19 protein-coding genes are annotated in these 20,999 nt (G+C 41.6%); 3 read left to right on the forward strand and 16 right to left on the reverse strand.

All coding sequences use genetic code 11. The features are described 5' to 3' along the window. Positions 1 to 106 precede the first annotated feature (106 nt). The 16 genes from mltG to BSM4216_RS11005 form a co-directional block, all read right to left on the reverse strand. Complete coding sequence (mltG, locus tag BSM4216_RS10940; RefSeq protein WP_048623733.1) at positions 107 to 1,216, reverse strand: endolytic transglycosylase MltG; 1,110 nt, start codon at positions 1,214 to 1,216, stop codon at positions 107 to 109. A gap of 122 nt (positions 1,217 to 1,338) precedes the next feature. Then, positions 1,339 to 1,647 carry a DUF1292 domain-containing protein gene (locus BSM4216_RS10945; protein ID WP_003355456.1) on the reverse strand — a complete coding sequence of 103 codons (309 nt, stop codon included), beginning with the start codon at positions 1,645 to 1,647 and terminating at the stop codon, positions 1,339 to 1,341. A 49-nt stretch (positions 1,648 to 1,696) separates the two neighbouring features. Beyond that, positions 1,697 to 2,113: a Holliday junction resolvase RuvX gene (gene ruvX, locus BSM4216_RS10950; RefSeq protein ID WP_003355457.1), complete on the reverse strand. Its 417-nt coding sequence runs from the start codon at positions 2,111 to 2,113 to the stop codon at positions 1,697 to 1,699. Positions 2,114 to 2,117: 4 nt separating this feature from the next. After that, positions 2,118 to 2,381 carry an IreB family regulatory phosphoprotein gene (locus BSM4216_RS10955; protein WP_003355459.1) on the reverse strand — a complete coding sequence of 88 codons (264 nt, stop codon included), beginning with the start codon at positions 2,379 to 2,381 and terminating at the stop codon, positions 2,118 to 2,120. A gap of 62 nt (positions 2,382 to 2,443) precedes the next feature. Beyond that, the gene (alaS, locus tag BSM4216_RS10960) at positions 2,444 to 5,086 is read right to left on the reverse strand and encodes an alanine--tRNA ligase (RefSeq protein ID WP_003355460.1); all 2,643 of its coding nucleotides are present in this window, start codon (positions 5,084 to 5,086) and stop codon (positions 2,444 to 2,446) included. Between the two features lie 511 nt (positions 5,087 to 5,597). Beyond that, on the reverse strand, positions 5,598 to 6,668 hold the full coding sequence (locus BSM4216_RS10965; RefSeq protein ID WP_048623734.1) for an AI-2E family transporter: 1,071 nt from the start codon (positions 6,666 to 6,668) through the stop codon (positions 5,598 to 5,600). Positions 6,669 to 6,979: 311 nt separating this feature from the next. Beyond that, positions 6,980 to 8,341, reverse strand: a complete 1,362-nt coding sequence (locus BSM4216_RS10970; RefSeq protein WP_048622333.1) for an IS1182 family transposase — start codon at positions 8,339 to 8,341, stop codon at positions 6,980 to 6,982. A gap of 119 nt (positions 8,342 to 8,460) precedes the next feature. Further along, complete coding sequence (locus BSM4216_RS16400) at positions 8,461 to 8,592, reverse strand: YrzQ family protein (RefSeq protein ID WP_003355462.1); 132 nt, start codon at positions 8,590 to 8,592, stop codon at positions 8,461 to 8,463. Positions 8,593 to 8,607: 15 nt separating this feature from the next. After that, entirely contained in the window at positions 8,608 to 8,796 is a 189-nt protein-coding gene (locus BSM4216_RS16405; protein ID WP_003355463.1) for a hypothetical protein, read from the reverse strand. After that, on the reverse strand, positions 8,768 to 9,280 hold the full coding sequence (locus BSM4216_RS10975; RefSeq protein ID WP_003355464.1) for a PRC-barrel domain-containing protein: 513 nt from the start codon (positions 9,278 to 9,280) through the stop codon (positions 8,768 to 8,770). Before BSM4216_RS10975 ends, BSM4216_RS16405 begins: the two co-directional genes overlap by 29 nt. Positions 9,281 to 9,321: 41 nt before the next feature. Further along, complete coding sequence (gene recD2 / locus BSM4216_RS10980) at positions 9,322 to 11,724, reverse strand: SF1B family DNA helicase RecD2 (RefSeq protein ID WP_156179250.1); 2,403 nt, start codon at positions 11,722 to 11,724, stop codon at positions 9,322 to 9,324. Between the two features lie 156 nt (positions 11,725 to 11,880). After that, on the reverse strand, positions 11,881 to 12,534 hold the full coding sequence (locus tag BSM4216_RS10985) for a tetratricopeptide repeat protein (RefSeq protein WP_048623735.1): 654 nt from the start codon (positions 12,532 to 12,534) through the stop codon (positions 11,881 to 11,883). 219 nt (positions 12,535 to 12,753) lie between these two features. Further along, entirely contained in the window at positions 12,754 to 13,869 is a 1,116-nt protein-coding gene (mnmA, locus tag BSM4216_RS10990; protein ID WP_048623736.1) for a tRNA 2-thiouridine(34) synthase MnmA, read from the reverse strand. Positions 13,870 to 13,887: 18 nt separating this feature from the next. Further along, entirely contained in the window at positions 13,888 to 15,033 is a 1,146-nt protein-coding gene (locus BSM4216_RS10995; protein WP_048623737.1) for a cysteine desulfurase family protein, read from the reverse strand. Positions 15,034 to 15,049: 16 nt separating this feature from the next. Continuing rightward, complete coding sequence (cymR, locus tag BSM4216_RS11000) at positions 15,050 to 15,469, reverse strand: cysteine metabolism transcriptional regulator CymR (protein ID WP_003355470.1); 420 nt, start codon at positions 15,467 to 15,469, stop codon at positions 15,050 to 15,052. Continuing rightward, positions 15,453 to 16,127, reverse strand: coding sequence for a YczE/YyaS/YitT family protein (locus tag BSM4216_RS11005; protein ID WP_174521048.1), 675 nt, complete (start codon positions 16,125 to 16,127; stop codon positions 15,453 to 15,455). Before BSM4216_RS11005 ends, cymR begins: the two co-directional genes overlap by 17 nt. A gap of 189 nt (positions 16,128 to 16,316) precedes the next feature. Here BSM4216_RS11005 and BSM4216_RS11010 point away from each other — a divergent pair, with 189 nt between their 5' ends. From BSM4216_RS11010 to BSM4216_RS11025, 3 genes are all read left to right on the forward strand, one after another. Continuing rightward, complete coding sequence (locus tag BSM4216_RS11010; RefSeq protein WP_048623738.1) at positions 16,317 to 17,600, forward strand: replication-associated recombination protein A; 1,284 nt, start codon at positions 16,317 to 16,319, stop codon at positions 17,598 to 17,600. Between the two features lie 295 nt (positions 17,601 to 17,895). Beyond that, positions 17,896 to 19,152 carry a cation:dicarboxylate symporter family transporter gene (locus BSM4216_RS11015; RefSeq protein WP_048623739.1) on the forward strand — a complete coding sequence of 419 codons (1,257 nt, stop codon included), beginning with the start codon at positions 17,896 to 17,898 and terminating at the stop codon, positions 19,150 to 19,152. Between the two features lie 537 nt (positions 19,153 to 19,689). Continuing rightward, a complete protein-coding gene (locus BSM4216_RS11025) occupies positions 19,690 to 20,886 on the forward strand; it encodes an MFS transporter (RefSeq protein ID WP_048623741.1) in 1,197 nt (398 codons plus the stop codon). Positions 20,887 to 20,999: the final 113 nt, after the last annotated feature.

Genomic DNA, 20,999 nt, shown 5'->3' on the forward strand with positions numbered 1-20,999 from the left:
TCTTCTAAAAAGCCTTTTCCCCCGACCGTTGATGCCGAGGAGTACAATTGGCGGAAGTTTAACTTTGTCTAGTTTACCATACTTTTATCATAAATGCTAATAGCTCTTATTTCTTTTCAGCATCGTAGTAATTGGTAATAAATTTTTGTTTTAATCGATTGTGTTCTTCCAACGTTTTAGCATAATAAACATCCCCGCTAGGCGCCGCAAGAAAATACAGGTAATCCGTTTGTTCCGGATTTAAAGCTGCTTCTAAAGAAGATATTCCGGAATTTGAGATGGGACCAGGGGGCAATCCTTTATATTTATACGTATTGTATGGCGAATTCACTTTTAAGTCTTTATATACGACACGACTTTTATGCTTGTTGAGTGCATAAAGCACAGTCGGATCTGTTTGCAGCGGCATTTTTTTGGCCAGCCGGTTATAGAAAACGCTGGAGATTTTACGTCTATCCGCTTTCTTTGTCGCTTCTTCTTCAATAAGAGAAGCCATTGTAAGCAATTGATGAGGGGTCAAATGTTTGACCTTCATGGCTTTTTGATATTGAGATAGGACGCGATCTGTTTTGGCGATCATATCTTCAATGATCGTATCCAGCGGAGTTTTCGGATCATAATAAGCGTAAACAGCCGGGTACAGATACCCTTCTAATGGATATTTTACTTTTGGATTCAAAATTTCCTTTGTCAGCAAATCCGGATATTTTTTGATCAATTGCTGAATAAAAGCACGGTCGTTTAAACGATTCCAGACGGTATTGTAATCATAAGGCGAATGTTTGCTAATCGTTTTGGCAATCTCGCGCAATTGACGTCCCTCTGGTATCGTGAATACGATTTTGGCAAATTCATAAGAATTTCCCTTCTGCAAATCACGTATGATATCATCAAGAGACATGGAGGGCGCAAAATAATAGGTTCCAGCTTGGAATCCTGTTTTTCCCTTCCATTGTATGTAATATTTAAAGGCTTGTTGATTGCGGATAATACCTTTTTTTTCTAGGATTTCTCCGATTTTTGCGGCGCTTGACCCTTGGGGGATGGTCACTTTGACCGGTGTGCGATTTCCCTTATCTACTGGCTGCAGCGACTGGTAGATATAGAAAAAGACCACTGCTGCCAAGGCAACAATGACAGCAAATAGTGATAAAAAAAAGGTTCTTTTTCTTTTTTTTCTTCTATAGTCAGTTAAATCCCAATGAAACTTCGACATTCTCTTTCCCCTTCCGACATAAAACGGGATCAATCGATCATTTTTTCCATCCATCATTATACTACAGAACGTGGAAAAGGGCCGTTCTAAATTTTAGAACGGCCTGAAAAATTCTCCAATGATTATTTTTCGTGTTCGTGTTCATGATTATGTTCGTGCTCTTCTTCTTGATCGAGAAACGTATTCAGCATTTCTTCAATAAGATCCCATTCTTCTTCGGTTTCTACCGGTTCGAGATCACCGGAATTTCCTTCACTGGGATGAAAAGAAGCGGCAAAAATTTCAATTTCTTCATCATCAGTTGTTTCCGCCGGATAATAGAGCACATAAGATTTGTCAAATTGCTCGGAATCAAATGTAAAAAGCACTTCACATAAAATCTCATTTCCTTCTTCATCTACTACAGTAATATGTTGATCTCCGTGTTCCATCTTTTCACCTCATTATTTATTGAACGGCAGCCGCATTGTTTTCTAACAGTTATTTCAAACTATCCAAATAACCTTGTAGAATCATGACAGCAGCCATTTTGTCAATGACTTTTTTTCTTTTTTTGCGGCTCACGTCCGCCTCTAACAGAACTCTTTCGGCAGCCATCGTACTCAGCCTTTCATCCCAGAGCACAACGGGAAGAGAAAACTCTTTTTCCAGTTTTTTCGCATACGCTTGAGAAGCTTCTCCTCTCGGGCCGATCGTGTTATTCATGTTTTTGGGCAACCCGACCACAATCTTATCGACTTGATAATCTTCGATTAGTTCTTTTAAACGGTCGAAACCAAGATCGCCTTTCTCTTCATCCACCTTGATGGTTTCAATTCCTTGGGCTGTCCATCCTAATTCGTCGCTTATCGCAACGCCGACTGTTTTGGAGCCCACGTCTAACCCCATAGTTCTCATATGATTATTCCTCTCGCTGCTTCAAATACGTCTTAACCAATTCTTCAATAATTTCGTCCCGTTCCAATTTTCGAATCAAGTTCCTGGCATCTTTATGCCGGGGAATATAAGCTGGGTCTCCTGAAAGCAAATAGCCAACAATTTGATTAATGGGATTGTATCCCTTTTCTTGAAGAGCGTCATAAACTTGGAAAAGAATTTCTTTCACGTCATGATCAAAAGGCTCATCTGAAAAATGGAATTTCATTGTCTGATCAAAAGAGCTCATTCCCTCGCACCTCGTTTCGGCTTCACGCCTTCAGTCCATTTACCCATATTGTACACTATCTTTTATTCAATGGAAACGGATTTCACCCACTCTTCGACAAAAGCGAGCGCTTCTTCCGTTTTTTCCGGATGTTTCCCGCCGGCCTGAGCCATATCCGGGCGGCCTCCTCCGCCCCCGCCGCAAACAGCGGCCACTTCTTTTACAAGTTTTCCTGCATGGAATCCTTTCGCCACAAGGTCTTTCGTCACGCCGGCGATAAAATTCACTTTTTCTTTTTGAACGGAACCTAAAACGATGATTCCTGACGGCAATTTTTGCTTTAATTCATCTGCCATGCTTCGCAATTGATTCATATCCGACGCATCGACTTTCGCTGACAGCACATTGATTCCATCAACTTGTTTCACTTGATTGATAAGACTGCCCGCTTCTATATTGGACAATTTTGCAGCAAGTGATTCATTTTCACGCTGCAATTCTTTCATTTCTGCTTGAATACTGTCAATTTTCGTCAAAATGTCTTTTGGATGCGTCTTTAATTTTTCAGACGCTTCTTTTAATAACGCTACTTGGCTGTTTAACAGCTGGTATGCTCCTTCACCTGTGACAGCTTCAATCCGGCGGGTTCCAGCGCCGATCCCCGTCTCGGAAACAATTTTAAACAACCCGATAACTGACGTGTTCGGCACATGGCAGCCACCGCACAGCTCCAAGCTGTAATCTCCGATGGAGACAACGCGGACAATATCGCCGTACTTTTCGCCGAATAAAGCCATCGCACCTTGTGCTTTTGCTTCCTCCAGTCCTTTATATTCAATTCCGACCGGAAGGCTTTTCCAAATTTTTTCGTTCACAATCGCTTCAACTTTTTCCAATTCTTCTGGACTCACTTGACCGAAATGGGAGAAGTCAAAACGCAGCCGTTCAGGTTCTACCAGCGAACCTGCTTGGTTAACGTGATTTCCAAGTACATCTTTCAACGCCTGATGCAAAAGGTGAGTAGCTGTATGGTTCCGAGTCACGTTTGCACGGGCCGTTTTATCAACTTGCGCGTGAACCAATTGTCCTTGTTCGAGAATCCCTTCATCAATGACGGCGTTATGAAGGTGCTGTCCATTTGGCGCTTTTTGTACATCTTGAATGGTGACCTTCACATGATCAGCTACAAGTACTCCTTTATCTGCGATTTGACCGCCGCTTTCTGCATAAAAAGGAGTCCGATTGAGGATGAATTGGACGGTGTCGCCTGCACTGGCTTTTGAAACTATTTCTCCGTTTTTCAAAATCACTTCTACCACTGCGTCTGTTTCCAGCTGATCATATCCGATAAATTCGCTTTTCGTTGTAATGGATTGCAGAAGAACGTTCTGAGTTTGCATGGAATCGACGTCTTGACGTGCTGAACGGGCTCGTTCCCGCTGACGTTCCATTTCTTTTTCAAATCCTTCATAGTCGATTTTCAAGCCTTCTTCTTCTGCATACTCTTCCGTTAACTCCACCGGGAATCCGTACGTATCATATAGGCGGAAGGCATCTTCGCCGCTAATCGTTTTGTGATTTTGTACTTTTGCCTTACGGATCACCGATTCGAGAATAGAAAGACCTTCATGCAGTGTTTCATGGAATCGTTCTTCTTCATTTTTCACGACTTTTTGAATAAAGGCAGCTTTATCGTTTACTTCCGGATAGTAGTCAATCATAATGTTTCCCACAACTGGGACAAGTTCATACATGAAAGGACGATTTATATGGATCTTTTTCGCATAGCGGACAGCTCTGCGCAGCAATCGTCTAAGAACATAGCCTCTTCCTTCGTTGGAAGGCAATGCCCCGTCTCCAATGGCAAAAGTGACCGTACGAATATGATCGGCAATCACTTTAAATGCAACATCTTTTTCCGGATCTTTTCCGTAAGTTTCTCCTGAAATTTTTTCAGTAGCTCTTATAATAGGCAAAAACAAATCGGTATCGAAGTTCGTTTCCGCTTCTTGAACAACGGAAGCCATTCGCTCAAGACCCATACCGGTATCAATATTTTTCTTTGGAAGCGGTGTATAAGTGCCATCCGGATTATGATTGAATTGGGAAAATACTAAATTCCATATTTCCAGGTAGCGGTCGTTTTCACCGCCAGGATACAGTTCAGGATCATTAGGGTCGTCTCCATATTGCGGACCGCGGTCATAAAAAATTTCCGAGTTGGGACCGCTTGGCCCTTCGCCTATATCCCAGAAGTTGCCCTCTAAACGAATAATCCTCTCCTCTGGAATCCCAATTTTCTTGTTCCAAATTTCATAGGCTTCCTGATCTTCGGGATGGATGGTAACGGAAAGCTTTTCTTTCTCGAAACCCATCCATTTTGGATCGGTCAAAAATTCCCATGCCCATGCAATGGCTTCTTCTTTGAAATAATCTCCAATAGAAAAGTTTCCAAGCATTTCGAAAAACGTATGGTGGCGAGCCGTTTTCCCCACATTTTCAATGTCATTTGTGCGAATAGATTTTTGAGCATTTGTAATTCGCGGATTTTCCGGTACCACCCTGCCATCGAAATATTTTTTTAAAGTGGCCACACCGCTGTTGATCCACAACAAAGATGGATCATTATTTGGAATGAGTGATGCGCTCGGTTCAATTTGATGGCCTTTTTCTTTAAAAAAGTCCAAAAACATTTGGCGTATTTGGGCGCCAGTTAATTTTTTCATGATATAACCTCCTACATAAACAATTCTGTATGTACAATGAAAAACTAGAGTTATGGATAAAATCGTTTTGCAAGCAAAACGGATGAAAAGAGTCCGGCTAACTGACCAATTGTGGCGCTCTAAAATAAAAAAAGCCCTCCTTCCCGGACAGGGACGAAGGGCTCTTCGCGGTACCACCCTGATTATGGATCCATCGATTCACACAATCCATCTCTTTGGCGCCTTAACGCGGCGTACTACGGCAGTTTTTGCCTGCACTCCGGATTAGCCTTCTGTTATCCTTCATCTGGAATTTCTTTCAGCCCGGGGAAATTCCTCTCTTCCGTGTAATCATCATTACACTCAGATGGTCTATAACATACTCGATCCTTCTTTGTTTTATACCCATTTGAAATTGTTTTTAAAGGAAATGGCCTTATCGATCAATCTTGGTAATTCGTTAATTTGTTCATACAATTTGGATTCACTTGTCTATGTCGCATTATAGAAAGTTATTCAATATTTGTCAACGTTATTTCTGGGGCTTCCATAAATGCGTTTTTGCATGCACCATTGCCACTTTTACAACGGCCAGAAACGGCACGGCGAAAATTAATCCGGCAATTCCTCCGACTTCTCCGCCGATGATAAGGGCAGCCATGATAAATAAAGGGTGCATGTTTAAGCTTTTGCCGACAATAAACGGGGACAATACATTTCCTTCTAAAAACTGCAGAACCAAAATGATGATGATCACGTAGACGGCCATTTTATTTGAAATGGCCACCGCAATGACAACGGCCGGCACCGCACCGATAATAGGCCCAAAATAAGGAATGATGTCGGTAACAGCTATAATGATTCCAAGCAATACAGGATATTTCATATGAATCATCCAAAAAAGGAAAGCAGCAACCGTTCCGAGCAGCACACAGACTAGAATCTGTCCTCTTATATACCCACCAAGCGATTCATCCAAATCTTTCAGAAAATAAAGCCCTTTTCTCCGCCACTTTTTCGGCGTTAAATACCAAATCACCTTTTTAACATCATGAAAATCTTTTAACAAATAAAAAGAAACAAATGGAACAACGGCAAACAGCAAAAGAAAATTCAGCATTTTCGTCAACCAACCGATAAACAAAGCCAAAAGATTGGTAAGCCAAGTTTCAAAAGCATGAATTCTCGCTTGAATCTGATCTTGAAGGCCATCCGGCCAAGTGGAAGTTTTTCTTTCGAGGTGAAACATCCAATGTTGATATTGAGATACTAACACGGGAGCGTTCTCAGACAACTCGTTCAGCTGCTCGATAATGACAGGAATACCTTTGTAAATGGAATAACCCACTCCCCCGAAAAAGAGGAGATAAATCAGGAAAATAGACAGTCCGCGAGGCAGGCCCGCTTGATAAAGTTTCTCCACCCACGGATGAAGCAAATAGGTAATAAAAGCCCCTAAGAAAAATGGAAAAAGCCCGGTGAAGATGACTTTTAAAAAAGGCAGCCATACCGGTTTTAAGAGAACAAGCAAATAAAGTGTCACAAAGACCAATAATAAAAAACCCAATTGGTACATCCATTTTATGTATCTTTTAGGATCCATCATCTCATCCCCAACATAGCAAACCATCTACTATTAGGTTGCGAGTGGGATGCTGACTTTATTCGAAGAATCTTTTTCCTAAATCATCCAGCCTGCTGTACTTTTCAACCAAGATTGGTTGGTTTTAAATCGTGACTTGAAGTTTTGAGGGGCTTCAGACTGAATGTTCAAGGAAGATGGAAAGAGAAAGAGATGCAGCGGACTGCATCTCTCAGAGTGTAGACAAAAGGCATCCGAATGTGCGCTTTCGGATGCCTTTTGTCACTTTTATGCTTTCAAATGTTTGGAATAGACCCCTCCAGGGGTCTATTTTATGTTATTGCTGGACTTTTCCATGTCCAGCAAGCCATCTTTTTCAAATTCATTGCAGCAAAAGTTAGCATCGCCTGCATGGACAATTTTTTTAGACCTCTTAAGGTTGTCCAACGCATACCATGCTTTTCCTTTGCATCAGCAAAAACACGTTCAATGGTTTCTTTCCGTCTTGCATAAATGCTCTTATTCTCTTGTGTATGCCGAAGATGATCAGCTTCCTCTAAATAAAATTCCCATACATGTCGCTGAATCAGTTTTTTATGCTCCTTACTTTGGGTGCACTTCGAAAGGAATGGACAATCTTTACACTGGACTGGATCAGAAAAATATTGACGATAGCCTTCCTTCGTCGTAGTTGCATATTTTAACACTTGTCCTTGCGGACAAAGATAACAATCGTAGTATTCATCGTAAACATACTCATGTTTTTTGAAATAACCATCCTTTGTACGAGGGCGAGTATAAGGTAAAGCAGGGGTCATATCATTTTCAAATATGTATTGGGCAACGGCGGGAGTTTTATATCCAGCGTCAGCAGCAACTACAACCGGTTTTCCATGTTTTTCTATGACTTTTTCAAGAAGTGGCTCCAATACGGAACTGTCATGAATATTCCCTGGCGTTACAATAGCCCCCAAAACAAAGCCATTTCGATCCGCAGCAGCATGGAATGAGTAAGCAAACTGTTTTGTTCGCTCGTCTTTTACGTAGTAACCACTTTCCGGATCAGTGGTACTTTCTTTTATTTCTTTATATTCTTCTTTCCCAAATTTATCTGGAGGAAATGGCTTTTTTCCATGTGCTTCTCGATCAGCATTTATCTCATCTTGTAGACGTGCTTGATAGGCTTTCGTTTCTTTTCGAACCACTTTCTTCTCAAATTTATGCTTATTCGCACTCGCTTTGACATGAGTAGAATCAATAAAGACATGCTCACTGCTTATCAGCTTCTTATCTGCAGCTTCTTTCAAAATGCGATAGAATATCTGTTCAAATAAGTCTGTATCCTTAAAGCGTCGCTCGTAGTTTTTCCCAAACGTTGAAAAGTGAGGTACCTTATCATAAAAACCAAATCCAAGAAACCAACGGTAAGCCAGATTCGTTTCGATTTCCTCTATAGTTTTTCGCATGGAACGAATACCGAAGGTATATTGGATGAAAGCCATTTTAATCAATACAACTGGATCAATACTTGGTCGACCTCTTTCCGATGAATACATGTCTTGAACAAGCGAATAGATAAATGAAAAATCAATAGCAGCGTCGATTTTACGAACCAAATGATCTGCAGGTACAAGTTGGTCTAAAGCTATCATTTCTATTTGATCACGATTCATCTGTGTATTTTTTGTTAGCACTTCATCCACCTCAATTCATTACGGTATCTTAATTATACAAAAAAAGACTGTCGGCAAATCCGGTTTTTTCGGATTTGTCGACAGTCTGAGAGATGCAGCGGACTGCATCTCTTTTCTCGCTAAAATAATTTTCTCACCTGTTTTCTGAGTTTCCGTATTTGCCGTTGATTAAGCATGGAGGAACGGCCGGCCCAAGCAGAAGCAGCCACACCGGCTCCAAATCCCAGCAATGAAATCATGGCTTTGTTCATGAAACAAACACTCCTTCAGCTTAGTCGTCGTTGTTTCTCATCGAACAAATCGTCCAAAGAGGTTAAAGAACCATCTTCCTCCACTTGATGAGTGTAAATCATTTGATTGGATACGGTTAACTCAATAAAACAATTCCAGCAATAGTATTGGTTGATCCCTATTTTGCCGATATCTTTACTCTGGCAATTTGGACAAATAAGCATGAAAGCCACCTCGCACACGTTCTGGCGTGACGATAACGGCATCTTTTCCGATCGCAGGGGGTGTATTCGTGCGGATTATTTTGCTGCCTTCCAATAGATCCGAAAAGAAACCATCCGTCAACTCATACCCTACGATCATGCCCAAATTTTCCAGAAAATATACATCTTTCAACCGGCCAAGGATTTCTCCATTTTTATCAAAAAAAGGCGTTCCTTCGATCGATTGTTTATGAAAAAACGTAAAAATTTTATCTGAACAAAATGGAATCAACCGTTCCTTTTTCGTCATGATGCAGTCGACCCCAAAGCATTCTACCGAATCAATCGGCAGCTGCTTTTTCACAGAAAAAAGGGAGACCGTCTTAACTAACAGCGACTTTACCTCGCCTTTTTCCGATATACAAAGATCGCAAACCTCCCCAAGGCGGCTACCTGTACAGACATCGAAAACAGGCAGCCTGTTTAAGGAAGAAAATGTTCGCAAAAAGTGTCCCACCTTTCCCGAACTATTTATTATTGTGGGACTTACTCCATAAAATCATAAGGGGTAACGTTTTCCATTCCTATCATAGGATTGATTTGCATCCACTCTTCTTCACTCATCGGATAGGAAATGGAATTTTCTTCCTTGCTGTCAGCATCTTTATTAGCCAACACTTCTGACAGTTTTTGGCAAAGAGTTGTTTTTCTCAACAAACTATCGTTACGTTCAACGCCCCAACGAAACGCTTCTTCTTCGCCGCATAAAATTAAAAATTTTTTGCTTCTGGTCACGGCAGTATATAATAAATTTTTTCGCAGCATGCGATAATAGCTTTTCACAACAGGCAAAATCACGATAGGAAATTCGCTTCCTTGTGATTTGTGGATGGAACAGCAATAAGCATGAGTGATCTGATTCAATTCTTGGCGTGTATAGGTGACTTCATTTCCTTCAAAAGAAACAAGGACCATGTCTTGTTTTTCCGTGTTTTCTTTCGCGTAAAAAATGGAAATGACCTCACCGATATCGCCGTTAAATACATTTTTTTCCGGTTTGTTGACAAGCTGAAGCACTTTATCTCCAATACGGTAGACTGTATCCCCGAAAGCCAATTCTTTTCGAGATTGATCATGATTTGGATTTAAAATTTCCTGCAGCATTTTATTTAAACGGTCAATCCCGGCAGGCCCTTTATACATTGGAGCCAAAACTTGAATATCTTTTGCCGTAAATCCTTTGTTGCGAGCATTTTCCACCACTTGCTCAACAACGCTGGCAATTTGTTGTGTGGAACATTTAATAAACGAGCGATCTTTTTTTTGAACAGCTAGGTCAGCAGGCAGTTTTCCCTTTTTGATTTCATGAGCTAATTCAATGATGGAAGATCCGTTTTCTTGCCGATAAATATCCGTAAGCTGTACAGTCGGTATCGTTTTCGAGTCCAGCAAGTCTTTTAACACTTGTCCCGGGCCGACAGATGGCAGCTGATCTTCGTCCCCTACCAGCACGACTTGAACTTCCTCCGGCAGCGCATTAAAAAATTGATAAGCCAGCCATGTATCCACCATGGACATTTCATCAATGATCACTAATTTTCCGTTAATGGTCCGGTCTTGTTCAAAATCGATTCCGGCTTGTCCGTTCCAGCCAAGCAATCGGTGGATCGTTGCTGCCGGCAGGCCCGTTGATTCCGCCATCCTTTTTGCAGCTCTTCCCGTAGGCGCTCCTAAGACGATTGGAAAAGGGTCGTCTTTACTATAATCTTTCGGATCCAAAGATAGACCGTGCAGCTCTGCGTATAATTCGACAATTCCTTTGATTACTGTGGTTTTTCCCGTTCCGGGGCCGCCCGTCAGCAGCAGCATCGGCGATAATAAAGCCGTTTGGATCGCTTTTTTCTGAGAGGAAGCATACTGTACGCCAATTCTTTCTTCTAATTTTCCCAAGGCTAATAAAAATTCTGATTCAGGAAATTGTTCCTCGTATTGATCTTGGGCTAAGATGCGCTGAATATTGGAAACAATCCCTTTTTCAGCGAAATAGAGAGACGGAATATAAATTCTGTCCTCTTCTTCAATCAGCTTCTTCTCTTTTTTCAATTGATGAAGCTGTTCGGATATGTCAGTCTCAGCGATTGGAGTGCTGCTGTTTTTATCCAAGAGAGCTTTTCCTTTTGAAAGCAAGTCCTTTTGATCCAAATAGACATGACCTTCTTGCAGACATTCCGATTCCAGCGTATACAAACAGGCTGCTTTCAAACGTTCTGGGTGTGTCTCATCCATTCCAAGCTGTTTTCCTAATTCATCAGCGCGCGAAAATCCGATCCCTTCCACGTCCTCCACAAGCTGATAAGGATTTTTTTGGATAATATCCAACGTTTGTTCTTTATAGGTCTGGTAAATTTTCATGGACATTTGCGGACCGAATCCGTATTGATTTAAGGCGACCATGATTTGTTCGAGCCCTTCATTTTCCTTTAAAACATCGTAAAGAGCTTTCGCTTTTTCTGAGGATAGATTCGGAACACCATCAAGCACGGAAGGGGATTTCAATATTTTGGAAATGGCATCTTCGCCTAAATGATCGACAATTCTTTCCGCCGTTTTTCGCCCGATTCCCTTGAACAATTCGCTCGATAAATAATTGATCACTCCTTGCCTTGTCTGAGGAACTTCTTTTTGAAAATGTTTGCATTGAAATTGAATTCCGAATTTTGGATGCTCTTGAAAAAAGCCATAAAAGGTGTATGTTTCATGTTCGTGTACTTGCGGAAAATAACCAGTAATGACCGCTTCTTTTTCTTCATATTGGTCATTTGTTTCTTCCACTTTTACCCTTATGACGGTATAAAGATTTTGTTCATTGCGAAAGATGGTCGCGATATGGCGGCCTTTCACATATGTTTCCTGTTCTGCAAACAGGCCGATATTGTGCTGCCCTTCCATCATTGACCCTCCTTGCTTCGGTTCCAAATCCCACAGCTCATGTTTGATGATTCCCTTCATCTCGAAATTGGAAAGAAAACGGGAAACTCTCCTTAAAGGACGATTCGTTCCACCAACCAGCGATCGGAAAAAGTTTCACAGAAGATGAAAATTTCATTAGATTTTTTCCAGCATCTTTAAACCGTAGCCGGCAAGAAGATGATCTTCTTGCAGTTCAAGCGCTTTTTGAAACATTTTTTTAGCTTGCTCCCGGTCCTCTCGATAACCGGCATAAGCAACTCCTAAATTATAATAAGCGTCGGCATGATTAGGATTGAGCTGAATGACTTTTTCAAACTGTCGAATCGCTTCTTCATAAACGTTTAGCTTTGCCAAAGAAAGTCCGTATTGAAAAAGAGCTTCGCTGTCGTTCGGATTCAATTCGGCTGCCCGTTGTAGATAAGGCAAAGCGAGTTTGTTTTGTTCCAGTTGGACAAAACACATCCCGGCCATAAAATAGCTGTCTTCATCTTGCATTCCTTTTTGAATCGCTTTTTCAAAACAGCCGACCGCATCCTCAAAACGATTTTCATTATAATAAAGGCTGCCGAGTGCATAATAAGCAGCGGCCGCATTGCCGTCCACCTCAATGGCTTTTTGAAAAAAATTTTCCGCTTTGCGCATCTCGCCCACAGAAACTAGAACGTTTCCAAAATTAATATAGGCAGCGGGATCTTGCGGATTCTCTTCGATATGTTCTGTAAACATCTTCAATGCTTCTTCGACTTTTCCTGCTTGCAAATATTCAATTCCTTTTGCATTTTTGTCCATCATGACACCTCTGATTTGTTCTAATAGGAAGTATATCATATTTGGAGATCCCATTTTCATTTACAAAAAGAAAGGGTTAGACCTTCCGACACAATATATAATAAGTTTATATATCGTGCAGCCCGATTAGGTCAAACCCTGATAAATCGACTGATTCTAGATGATCACTTGAAAACGGCGGTAAATCTTTGGTTTATTTTGAAGCGATTTGGATTCCTATTACCCGACATACGACAAACGATTGCCGTTTTTAAACACTTGGTCAATGGTTCCGCCGCCCAAACATTCCTCACCGTTGTAAAAAACAACCGCTTGTCCCGGGGTCACAGCTCGTACGGGTTCGTCAAACACGACGCTGGCGCGACCGTTCGAAAGCAATTGGACTGTTACCTTCGTATCTGGTTGACGATAGCGGAATTTAGCCGTACAGGTAAATTGCTGCGGTTTTTCGCGATCCGATACCCAGCCGACGTTTGTCGCAATAATCGAATCTGAGTATAGGGCATCATTGTGGAAGCCTTGTCCTACATATAGAACATTGCGTTTCACATCTTTTCCTACGACAAACCACGGTTCACCTGAACCACCAATTCCAAGGCCATGGCGTTGTCCGATGGTATAATACATTAATCCATCATGTTCTCCCATCACTTTTCCATCCAGCGTTTCCATTTTACCGGGCTGAGCGGGCAAATACTGGCTTAAAAACTCTTTAAAATTCCGCTCCCCAATAAAGCAGATTCCGGTGCTGTCTTTTTTCTCCGCTGTAGCAAGCCCTGCTTCCTGTGCGATTTCCCTTACTTGCTTTTTCTCTAAATGTCCGATGGGAAACATTACCTTTTCGAGCTGGAATTGCTGCAATTGATTGAGGAAATACGTTTGATCTTTATTCGAATCTTTTCCTCGCAAAAGTTTAACTTCTCCGCCCCGTTCTTCAACTTGAGCGTAATGTCCGGTGGCCACATAGTCCGCACCAAGATTCATGGCATGATCCAAAAAGGCCTTAAATTTAATTTCTTTATTGCACATGATATCCGGATTAGGAGTGCGGCCCGCCTTGTATTCATCCAAAAAATACGTAAAAACTTTATCCCAATATTGTTTTTCAAAATTTACCGCATAATAAGGAATGCCGATTTGGTTGCAAACGCGAACGACATCATTATAGTCCTCCGTGGCTGTACAAACGCCATTTTCATCTGTGTCATCCCAATTCTTCATAAAAATGCCAATTACATCATACCCTTGCTCCTTTAGCAAAAGAGCGGCTACAGATGAATCTACTCCGCCGGACATGCCGACGACGACACGGGTATCTTTCGGTGATTTTTTCATTCTGCTTGTCCACTTCCCTCACTGCTTTGTCAATCGTTTTACTATCTTTGAAATAATAGCCGCCGCTTGAAGAATTTGATCTTCTGTATTATTAATGCCGAAGCTAAATCGGATGGAGTTGGTCAAACGGTCAGATTGGCTTCCGAACATAGCTCGGAGAACATGAGAAGGATCCACAGACCCAGCTGTGCATGCAGATCCACTAGAAGCTGCTATCCCTTCTAAATCCAAGTTCACAAGCATCGCTTCCACATTCGTGCCAGGAAAACTCAAGTTTACTACATGTGGAAGAGACTGTTCAAGCGTTCCGTTGATTGAAAAATCGACTCCTTCTTTTTTCAGCGTTTCGATGAGCAATTGCTTCAATTTATGGTAAAAAGCATATTTTTCCGGCTTTGTCTTTTGGGAAATTTCCACTGCTTTAGCAAAAGCAGCAATCGATGCGACATTTTCCGTTCCTGCCCGCCGTTTTCTTTCCTGTTCCCCACCGTGAACCGTTGGAATTAAGCGAACACCGTCCCTAACATACAGGAAGCCTACTCCTTTCGGTCCATTAATTTTATGACTGGAGACAGACAATAAATCGATATGAAGGTCTTGCACATCGATGTCTGCCAATCCGTATGCTTGAACTGCATCCGTATGAAAAACAGCTTGATGATTCGTTAACAACTCTCCAACTTCCCGGATCGGCTGCAGCGTACCAACTTCATTGTTGGCGAACATGATCGAAACAAGGATCGTATCGTCCCGCAAAGCTTTCTTCAACTCTTCCACAGAAATACGGCCGGTTTCATCCACCGGTAAATAAGTAACTTCAAATCCTTCTTTCTCCAAAAATTCACATGTATGCAAAACAGCATGATGTTCAACGGCTGTCGTGATGATATGTTTGCCTTTATCCGCCATGCCTCTGGCCACACCAATTAACGCCAGATTATCCGCTTCAGTCCCACCGCTTGTAAAAATAATTTCATCAAAGTTGGCATGAATGCTTTTCGCGATGAATTCTCTAGCTTGATCCACTACTTGACGAGCGTCGCGGCCGAAGTAATGGATGCTGGACGGGTTTCCATAATGATTTTGCATGGTTTCGGTTAAGACTTGGATCACTTCCGGGTGAACAGGACTTGTTGCTGCATGATCCAGATAAATGCGTTCCATTTTGAGAAATTCCTCCTTAAATGTAAAACATATAGGCATCCGATTCGCCTCGATCGGTATAATTCGCTAAGTCCTCCAATGTTGTGCTCTCAAGAACGTCCTTCACAGCATCTCGAATGCGCATCCATAACTCTCGTTTTGGAGGATCTTCATCTTCGATTCCTTCCACCGGGCTAATCGGCCCTTCCAATACACGGATAATATCACCTGCTGTAATTTTGGAAGGGTCTCTGGCAAGTACATAACCTCCGTATGCTCCGCGGATGCTTTTGACCAAACCAGCATTTCTTAGTGGAGCGACTAGCTGCTCTAAGTAATGCTCGGATAAGTCATGCGTTTTTGCAATGGAGCGCAAGGGGGTCGGTCCCTCTCCGTATTTCTTGGCTAACTCAATCATAATCGTCAAGCCGTATCGGCCTTTAGTGGAAATTTTCATATTTTGCACCTCTATTCAATTCATTTTTTGATTTTTGCATTTTATGGATAAAGTAATCAGTGATTTTTTGACATTGTGGAAGTGTTATGCCTACAATCGTACCCATGAACAGACTAAATAAAATGGTTCCGACATGTACAGGTCCTCCCAAAAGAAAACCCATTATGAGAACGATTACTTCCATTCCCCTTCGAACGTGGGAAACTTTCCATCCCGTTTTCGAAGTAACGGCAATCATTAAACTATCTCGAGGTCCGGCTCCAATTTGGGCAGAAATGTAAATACCCATTCCGTATCCATTGATGATGATGCCGAGCAGAAACATGCACAGCTTTCCTAAAAAACTGTGGGGTGTTACGATAAAAGGCAGACTTAAATACATATCCATGAATATGCCAACAAGAAGCATATTTAAATAAGCGCCAAATTGAGGCCACTCTTTCATCAGTAAAGCAGATAAAGCTAAAACAGCCAACCCTACAAGTATTGACCAAGTCCCAACCGTTAACCCTAGTTTATAATATAATCCTACATGCATCGTGTCCCAAGGTGTTGCTCCGAGATCCGATCGAATCATGAACACAAGGCCGAGAGACATGACAAGCAAACCAGTCATAAAAACGACTAATCGAAAGATGATATTCCCCTTTGTTTTCACATAAACGCCCCTTTAGATCCCCCGCGTAGAACAAATAAAGATTAGCTTTTGTCATTATAGCATACAATCTGAGCGAATACAGTTGAACTTGCCTTTTCCTATGGTAAGTTATTGTCAAAGATGTTTAAAAGACAAAAGACATTTTAAAAACGGGAAACCGATATAACTTTAGATCTGGAGAGATGAAGTATGAGTACAAAACCGTTAGCATTTCGAATGAGACCGAGAACCATTGATGAAATTGCCGGACAAGAACACTTAGTCGGAGAAGGAAAAATCATTAGAAGAATGGTCGAAGCAAAACAGCTTTCATCTATGATTCTTTACGGGCCGCCAGGAATAGGCAAAACTTCCATTGCTTCCGCGATTGCCGGCAGTACTCAATATGCTTTTCGACAACTGAATGCAGTCACCAATAACAAGAAAGATATGGAAATTGTCGCTGAGGAAGCGAAAATGTCCGGAAAAGTGATTCTGCTTTTAGACGAAGTACATCGTCTGGATAAAGGGAAGCAAGACTTTCTTCTTCCTTATCTTGAAAATGGCAGCATTACATTAATCGGAGCTACAACCAACAATCCATACTTTTCGATTAATCCGGCTATTCGCAGCCGCTGTCAAATATTCGAATTAAAGCCGTTAACCCCGGATCAGATTCTCTCATTGTTGAAAAGAGCTCTTCATGATGAAAAACGGGGACTCGGAAAATGGAACATTCAAATCGACGAAGACGCGTTGCTCCATTTCGCGCATGGATCAAACGGAGATGCCCGCAGTTCTTTAAACGCGCTCGAATTGGCTGTCTTATCTACAAAAGAGGATGAAACCGGTACGATCCACATTAATCTTGAAATAGCAGAGGAATGTCTGCAAAAGAAAAGTTTTGTTCATGATAAAGATGGAGATGCCCATTACGACGTGCTCAGCGCTTTCCAAAAGTCCATTCGAGGAAGCGACGTAAATGCCGCACTTCATTACTTAGGAAGGCTGATTGAAGCTGGCGACCTTCCCAGCATTTCAAGAAGGCTTCTTGTCATCGCTTACGAAGATATCGGCCTTGCCAATCCTCAAGCTGGAGTTCGAACATTGGCCGCCGTCCAAACAGCAGAGAAAATAGGCTTTCCAGAGGCGAGAATTCCGTTGGCAGCAGCCGTTATCGAACTTTGTTTGTCTCCAAAATCCAATTCTGCCATCATGGCCATTGATTCGGCTTTAGCGGACATTCGAAAAGGGAAAAGCGGAGATGTTCCAGACCATTTAAAAGATGCCCATTACAAAGGGGCAAAAGAGTTAGGAAGAGGAATCAGCTATAAATATCCGCACGACTATGAAAGCGGCTGGGTAAAACAACAATACTTACCAGACACATTAAAAGATGCCGTCTATTATCACCCAAAAACAACCGGGAAATTCGAAAAGGCGCTGGCATCTGTTTACGAAAATATTTCCAAACTTCAAAACGATCATTCTTAAAACCCAATAAAACGATGCCAGGATCATTCGAACGGCAGATTCCCCTTATATTCATGGTAATTGACATAAAGGTACGGCTTGTCATACCGCTATTTTTTAAACGCAACTGACGAGGGTCAATCGGCCAGTGGTGACCTCTTCATCATGCTATGGCTGTGACAATTATCGATTTCTGAAAATAAAAAGTAGACCATTTTCTTTACAAAAATCTTGACTCTTTTCAAAAAAATAAATTAAAATGATATTCGTCGCATTTTATGTTATTTTGTCGAATAGAGAGAAAGGAGTGGTTTTTTTGAAAAAAATTGGATTAGCTTGGCAAATATTTATTGGGCTAATATTAGGAATTATCGTCGGGGTTATTTTTTATGGCAATCCCTCCGTTCAAGGATTCCTACAACCTATCGGCGATATATTCATAAGACTCATTAAAATGATTGTAATCCCGATTGTTGTTTCCAGCCTCATCGTTGGAGTTGCAGGGCTTGGCGACATCAAACAATTGGGAAAATTGGGCGGTATTACGCTGCTTTACTTTGAAATCATTACCACCGTCGCAATCATTTTAGGGCTGTTGGTAGGAAATATCGTAAAACCTGGTGTTGGCGTAGACATACACTCTCTTCAAAAAGGTGATATCTCAAGTTACTTAAGCACCACAGAACAAGCAACCTCTCACTCATTTGCAGATACCATTGTCAACATCGTCCCTGACAATTTATTTAAAGCATTGGCGAACGGCGATATGTTAGCCATTATCTTTTTCTCCGTTATGTTCGGGCTCGGAGTTGCCGCGATCGGAGACAAAGGAAAACCTGTACTGAAATTTTTCCAAGCAACTGCCGATGCCATGTTTAATGTGACAAACATGGTCATGAGGTTTGCACCGTTTGGCGTTTTTGCCCTTATCGGCATTACCGTATCGAAGTTTGGAGTAAGTTCTTTAATTCCGCTAAGTAAACTTATATTAACAGTTTACGGAACCATGTTTTTATTTATTCTGGTCGTTTTAGGATTAGTTGCCAAACTATTTGGCATTAATATCTTTCATATCTTTAAAATCCTAAAAAACGAGTTAATCCTTGCTTATTCCACTTCCAGTTCAGAAACCGTTCTGCCAAAGTTAATGGAGAAAATGGAACGATTCGGATGTGCAAAAGGGATTACCACTTTTGTCATTCCTACCGGTTATTCCTTCAACTTGGACGGCTCCACTCTTTATCAATCAATAGCCGCCATTTTTATCGCCCAGATGTACGGCATTCATCTTTCAATTGCTGAACAAATTTCCCTAGTGTTAGTTCTTATGGTCACTTCCAAAGGAATTGCGGGGGTTCCCGGTGTTTCATTCGTTGTGTTACTTGCGACACTGAGCACCACCCATTTACCAGTGGAAGGATTGGCCTTTATAGCTGGAATTGATCGAATTATGGACATGGCACGTACAGTTGTCAATGTTATCGGAAATTCACTTGCTTCTATTATCGTTTCCAAATTGGTTGGACAATACGACGCTGAAAAAGGAAAAGAATATTTGAAAGAAGTCTCGTAAAGAAATGAAATGCTTGTCCGTATTTAGTGGACAAGCTTTTTCATCTCTTTTCAAGAAACGTGATGATCTGTATTTCACAGCTTTCCACTAATTCAGAAAGCTTTTCCGTTACCTCTTTTCTTCGGCATGACCCTCTAGCACTTCGTTTTGAACTGTTCGATAAAAATTCAACATTGACTTTTTAGAAAATAAGATGCATGCAACGAAATGTTCATCCGCACTTAGTCCCCTCGTACGGACAACCCAAGCAACGAATAAAATGCCATTCGTTAATTGTTGACCACTCGTCATATTTTCCCAACCAATATTAAAATGGTCCCAATGGCTAATAATCCAAAGAACAACGTCCATATTACATACATAATGAATGATCCTATCCTTTCCTTGATCTCATTATATTTTCTTTGACAATAAAATTGATAAATCCTTGCAGGATGATTCAAAAAATACGAAAAGGATTGTTCCAATGAGCCTTTATCTGTATAATTAGTTGTAAATACATTTGTTTACATATGTAATTACAGGAGGAAATCTTCAATGAATGACGCATTAAAACAAAACACTCGCAAGCTCCTAGGTATAGCCGGTTTCGCTTGGCTGTTTGACGCCATGGATGTCGGAATGCTGTCGTTTATCCAAGCTGCCCTGCAAAAAGATTGGAATTTGTCGGTCAAGGAAATGGGATGGATTGGAAGCGTTAACTCCATCGGTATGGCAGCAGGCGCCTTTTTATTTGGTTTGCTGGCTGACAGAATCGGAAGAAAGCCGGTCTTTCTGATCACGTTGCTTCTCTTTACGATCGGGAGCGGATTATCGGCGTTCACAAGCACTCTTGTCTTATTTCTATTCTTCCGATTTTTTATCGGGATGGGCTTAGGGGGCGAACTTCCCGTTGCATCAACACTTGTATCGGAAAGCGTACCGGCCAAAGATCGTGGCAGAATCATTGTCCTTTTGGAAAGTTTCTGGGCAGGCGGCTGGTTGCTTGCTGCTGTCGTCTCCTATTTTATTATTCCAGAATACGGTTGGAGAATGGCATTATTATTAGGAGCCATTCCGGCACTGTACGCCCTGTATTTACGCTGGAATTTACCCGATTCAGCCCGTTTTCAATCGGTAAAAACAAAACGTTCTTTCATTCTAAACATAAAAGAAGTATGGTCTCGTCCACATATTCGAAAAACGATCATGCTATGGATCGTCTGGTTTTGCGTCGTGTTCTCTTATTACGGCATGTTCCTTTGGCTCCCAAGCATTATGGTCATGAAAGGATTCAGCCTAATTAAAAGTTTCGGCTATGTGCTGATTATGACTCTTGCACAGCTTCCCGGCTATTTCACTGCTGCCTGGCTGATTGACAGAATCGGCCGTAAATGGGTCTTAATAATCTTTTTGCTGGGTACTTCCATCAGCGCATGGCTTTTTGGAAATGCGGAAACTTTGCCGTTGTTGATTACTTATGGAATTTTACTATCTTTCTTTAACTTAGGCGCTTGGGGAGCACTTTATGCTTATTCACCGGAACAATACCCGACGGCTATCCGCGGTACAGGGGTTGGAATGGCCACTTCTTTCGGACGAATAGGAGGCATCCTCGGTCCGCTTTTGATCGGTTTTCTTGGCAGCGAGACTTCTATCTCCGCCATCTTCTCTATTTTTTGTGCGGCGATTATCATCAGCGTTGTCAGCATCGCCCTATTAGGAACGGAAACAAAAGCGAAAGATCTGGCTTAATGCCGAAAATGCAGCTGATTAGATGAGGGAAAACTTCGATCCATCAATGTACCAAAAAAAGAGCGATGATCATTGGAAAGAACATCATCGTTCTATTACGGCAGCCTAAATGA

The sequence above is a fragment of the Bacillus smithii genome, from assembly GCF_001050115.1.
Classification (GTDB): domain Bacteria; phylum Bacillota; class Bacilli; order Bacillales; family DSM-4216; genus Bacillus_O; species Bacillus_O smithii.

What these genes read in the sequence shown, in the direction of transcription:
- BSM4216_RS10945 (WP_003355456.1), bottom strand. Translation starts at nt 1,647, where the DNA reads ATGGAACACGGAGATCAACATATTACTGTAGTAGATGAAGAAGGAAAT.
- mltG (WP_048623733.1), bottom strand. Translation starts at nt 1,216, where the DNA reads ATGTCGAAGTTTCATTGGGATTTAACTGACTATAGAAGAAAAAAAAGA.
- ruvX (WP_003355457.1), bottom strand. Translation starts at nt 2,113, where the DNA reads ATGAGAACTATGGGGTTAGACGTGGGCTCCAAAACAGTCGGCGTTGCG.
- BSM4216_RS10955 (WP_003355459.1), bottom strand. Translation starts at nt 2,381, where the DNA reads ATGAGCTCTTTTGATCAGACAATGAAATTCCATTTTTCAGATGAGCCT.
- BSM4216_RS10965 (WP_048623734.1), bottom strand. Translation starts at nt 6,668, where the DNA reads ATGGATCCTAAAAGATACATAAAATGGATGTACCAATTGGGTTTTTTA.
- BSM4216_RS16400 (WP_003355462.1), bottom strand. Translation starts at nt 8,592, where the DNA reads ATGAACAAAGCCATGATTTCATTGCTGGGATTTGGAGCCGGTGTGGCT.
- cymR (WP_003355470.1), bottom strand. Translation starts at nt 15,469, where the DNA reads ATGAAAATTTCCACTAAAGGCCGATACGGCTTGACGATTATGATTGAG.
- BSM4216_RS16405 (WP_003355463.1), bottom strand. Translation starts at nt 8,796, where the DNA reads ATGCTTATTTGTCCAAATTGCCAGAGTAAAGATATCGGCAAAATAGGG.
- alaS (WP_003355460.1), bottom strand. Translation starts at nt 5,086, where the DNA reads ATGAAAAAATTAACTGGCGCCCAAATACGCCAAATGTTTTTGGACTTT.
- BSM4216_RS10995 (WP_048623737.1), bottom strand. Translation starts at nt 15,033, where the DNA reads ATGGAACGCATTTATCTGGATCATGCAGCAACAAGTCCTGTTCACCCG.
- recD2 (WP_156179250.1), bottom strand. Translation starts at nt 11,724, where the DNA reads ATGGAAGGGCAGCACAATATCGGCCTGTTTGCAGAACAGGAAACATAT.
- BSM4216_RS11010 (WP_048623738.1), top strand. Translation starts at nt 16,317, where the DNA reads ATGAGTACAAAACCGTTAGCATTTCGAATGAGACCGAGAACCATTGAT.
- BSM4216_RS10985 (WP_048623735.1), bottom strand. Translation starts at nt 12,534, where the DNA reads ATGGACAAAAATGCAAAAGGAATTGAATATTTGCAAGCAGGAAAAGTC.
- mnmA (WP_048623736.1), bottom strand. Translation starts at nt 13,869, where the DNA reads ATGAAAAAATCACCGAAAGATACCCGTGTCGTCGTCGGCATGTCCGGC.
- BSM4216_RS11025 (WP_048623741.1), top strand. Translation starts at nt 19,690, where the DNA reads ATGAATGACGCATTAAAACAAAACACTCGCAAGCTCCTAGGTATAGCC.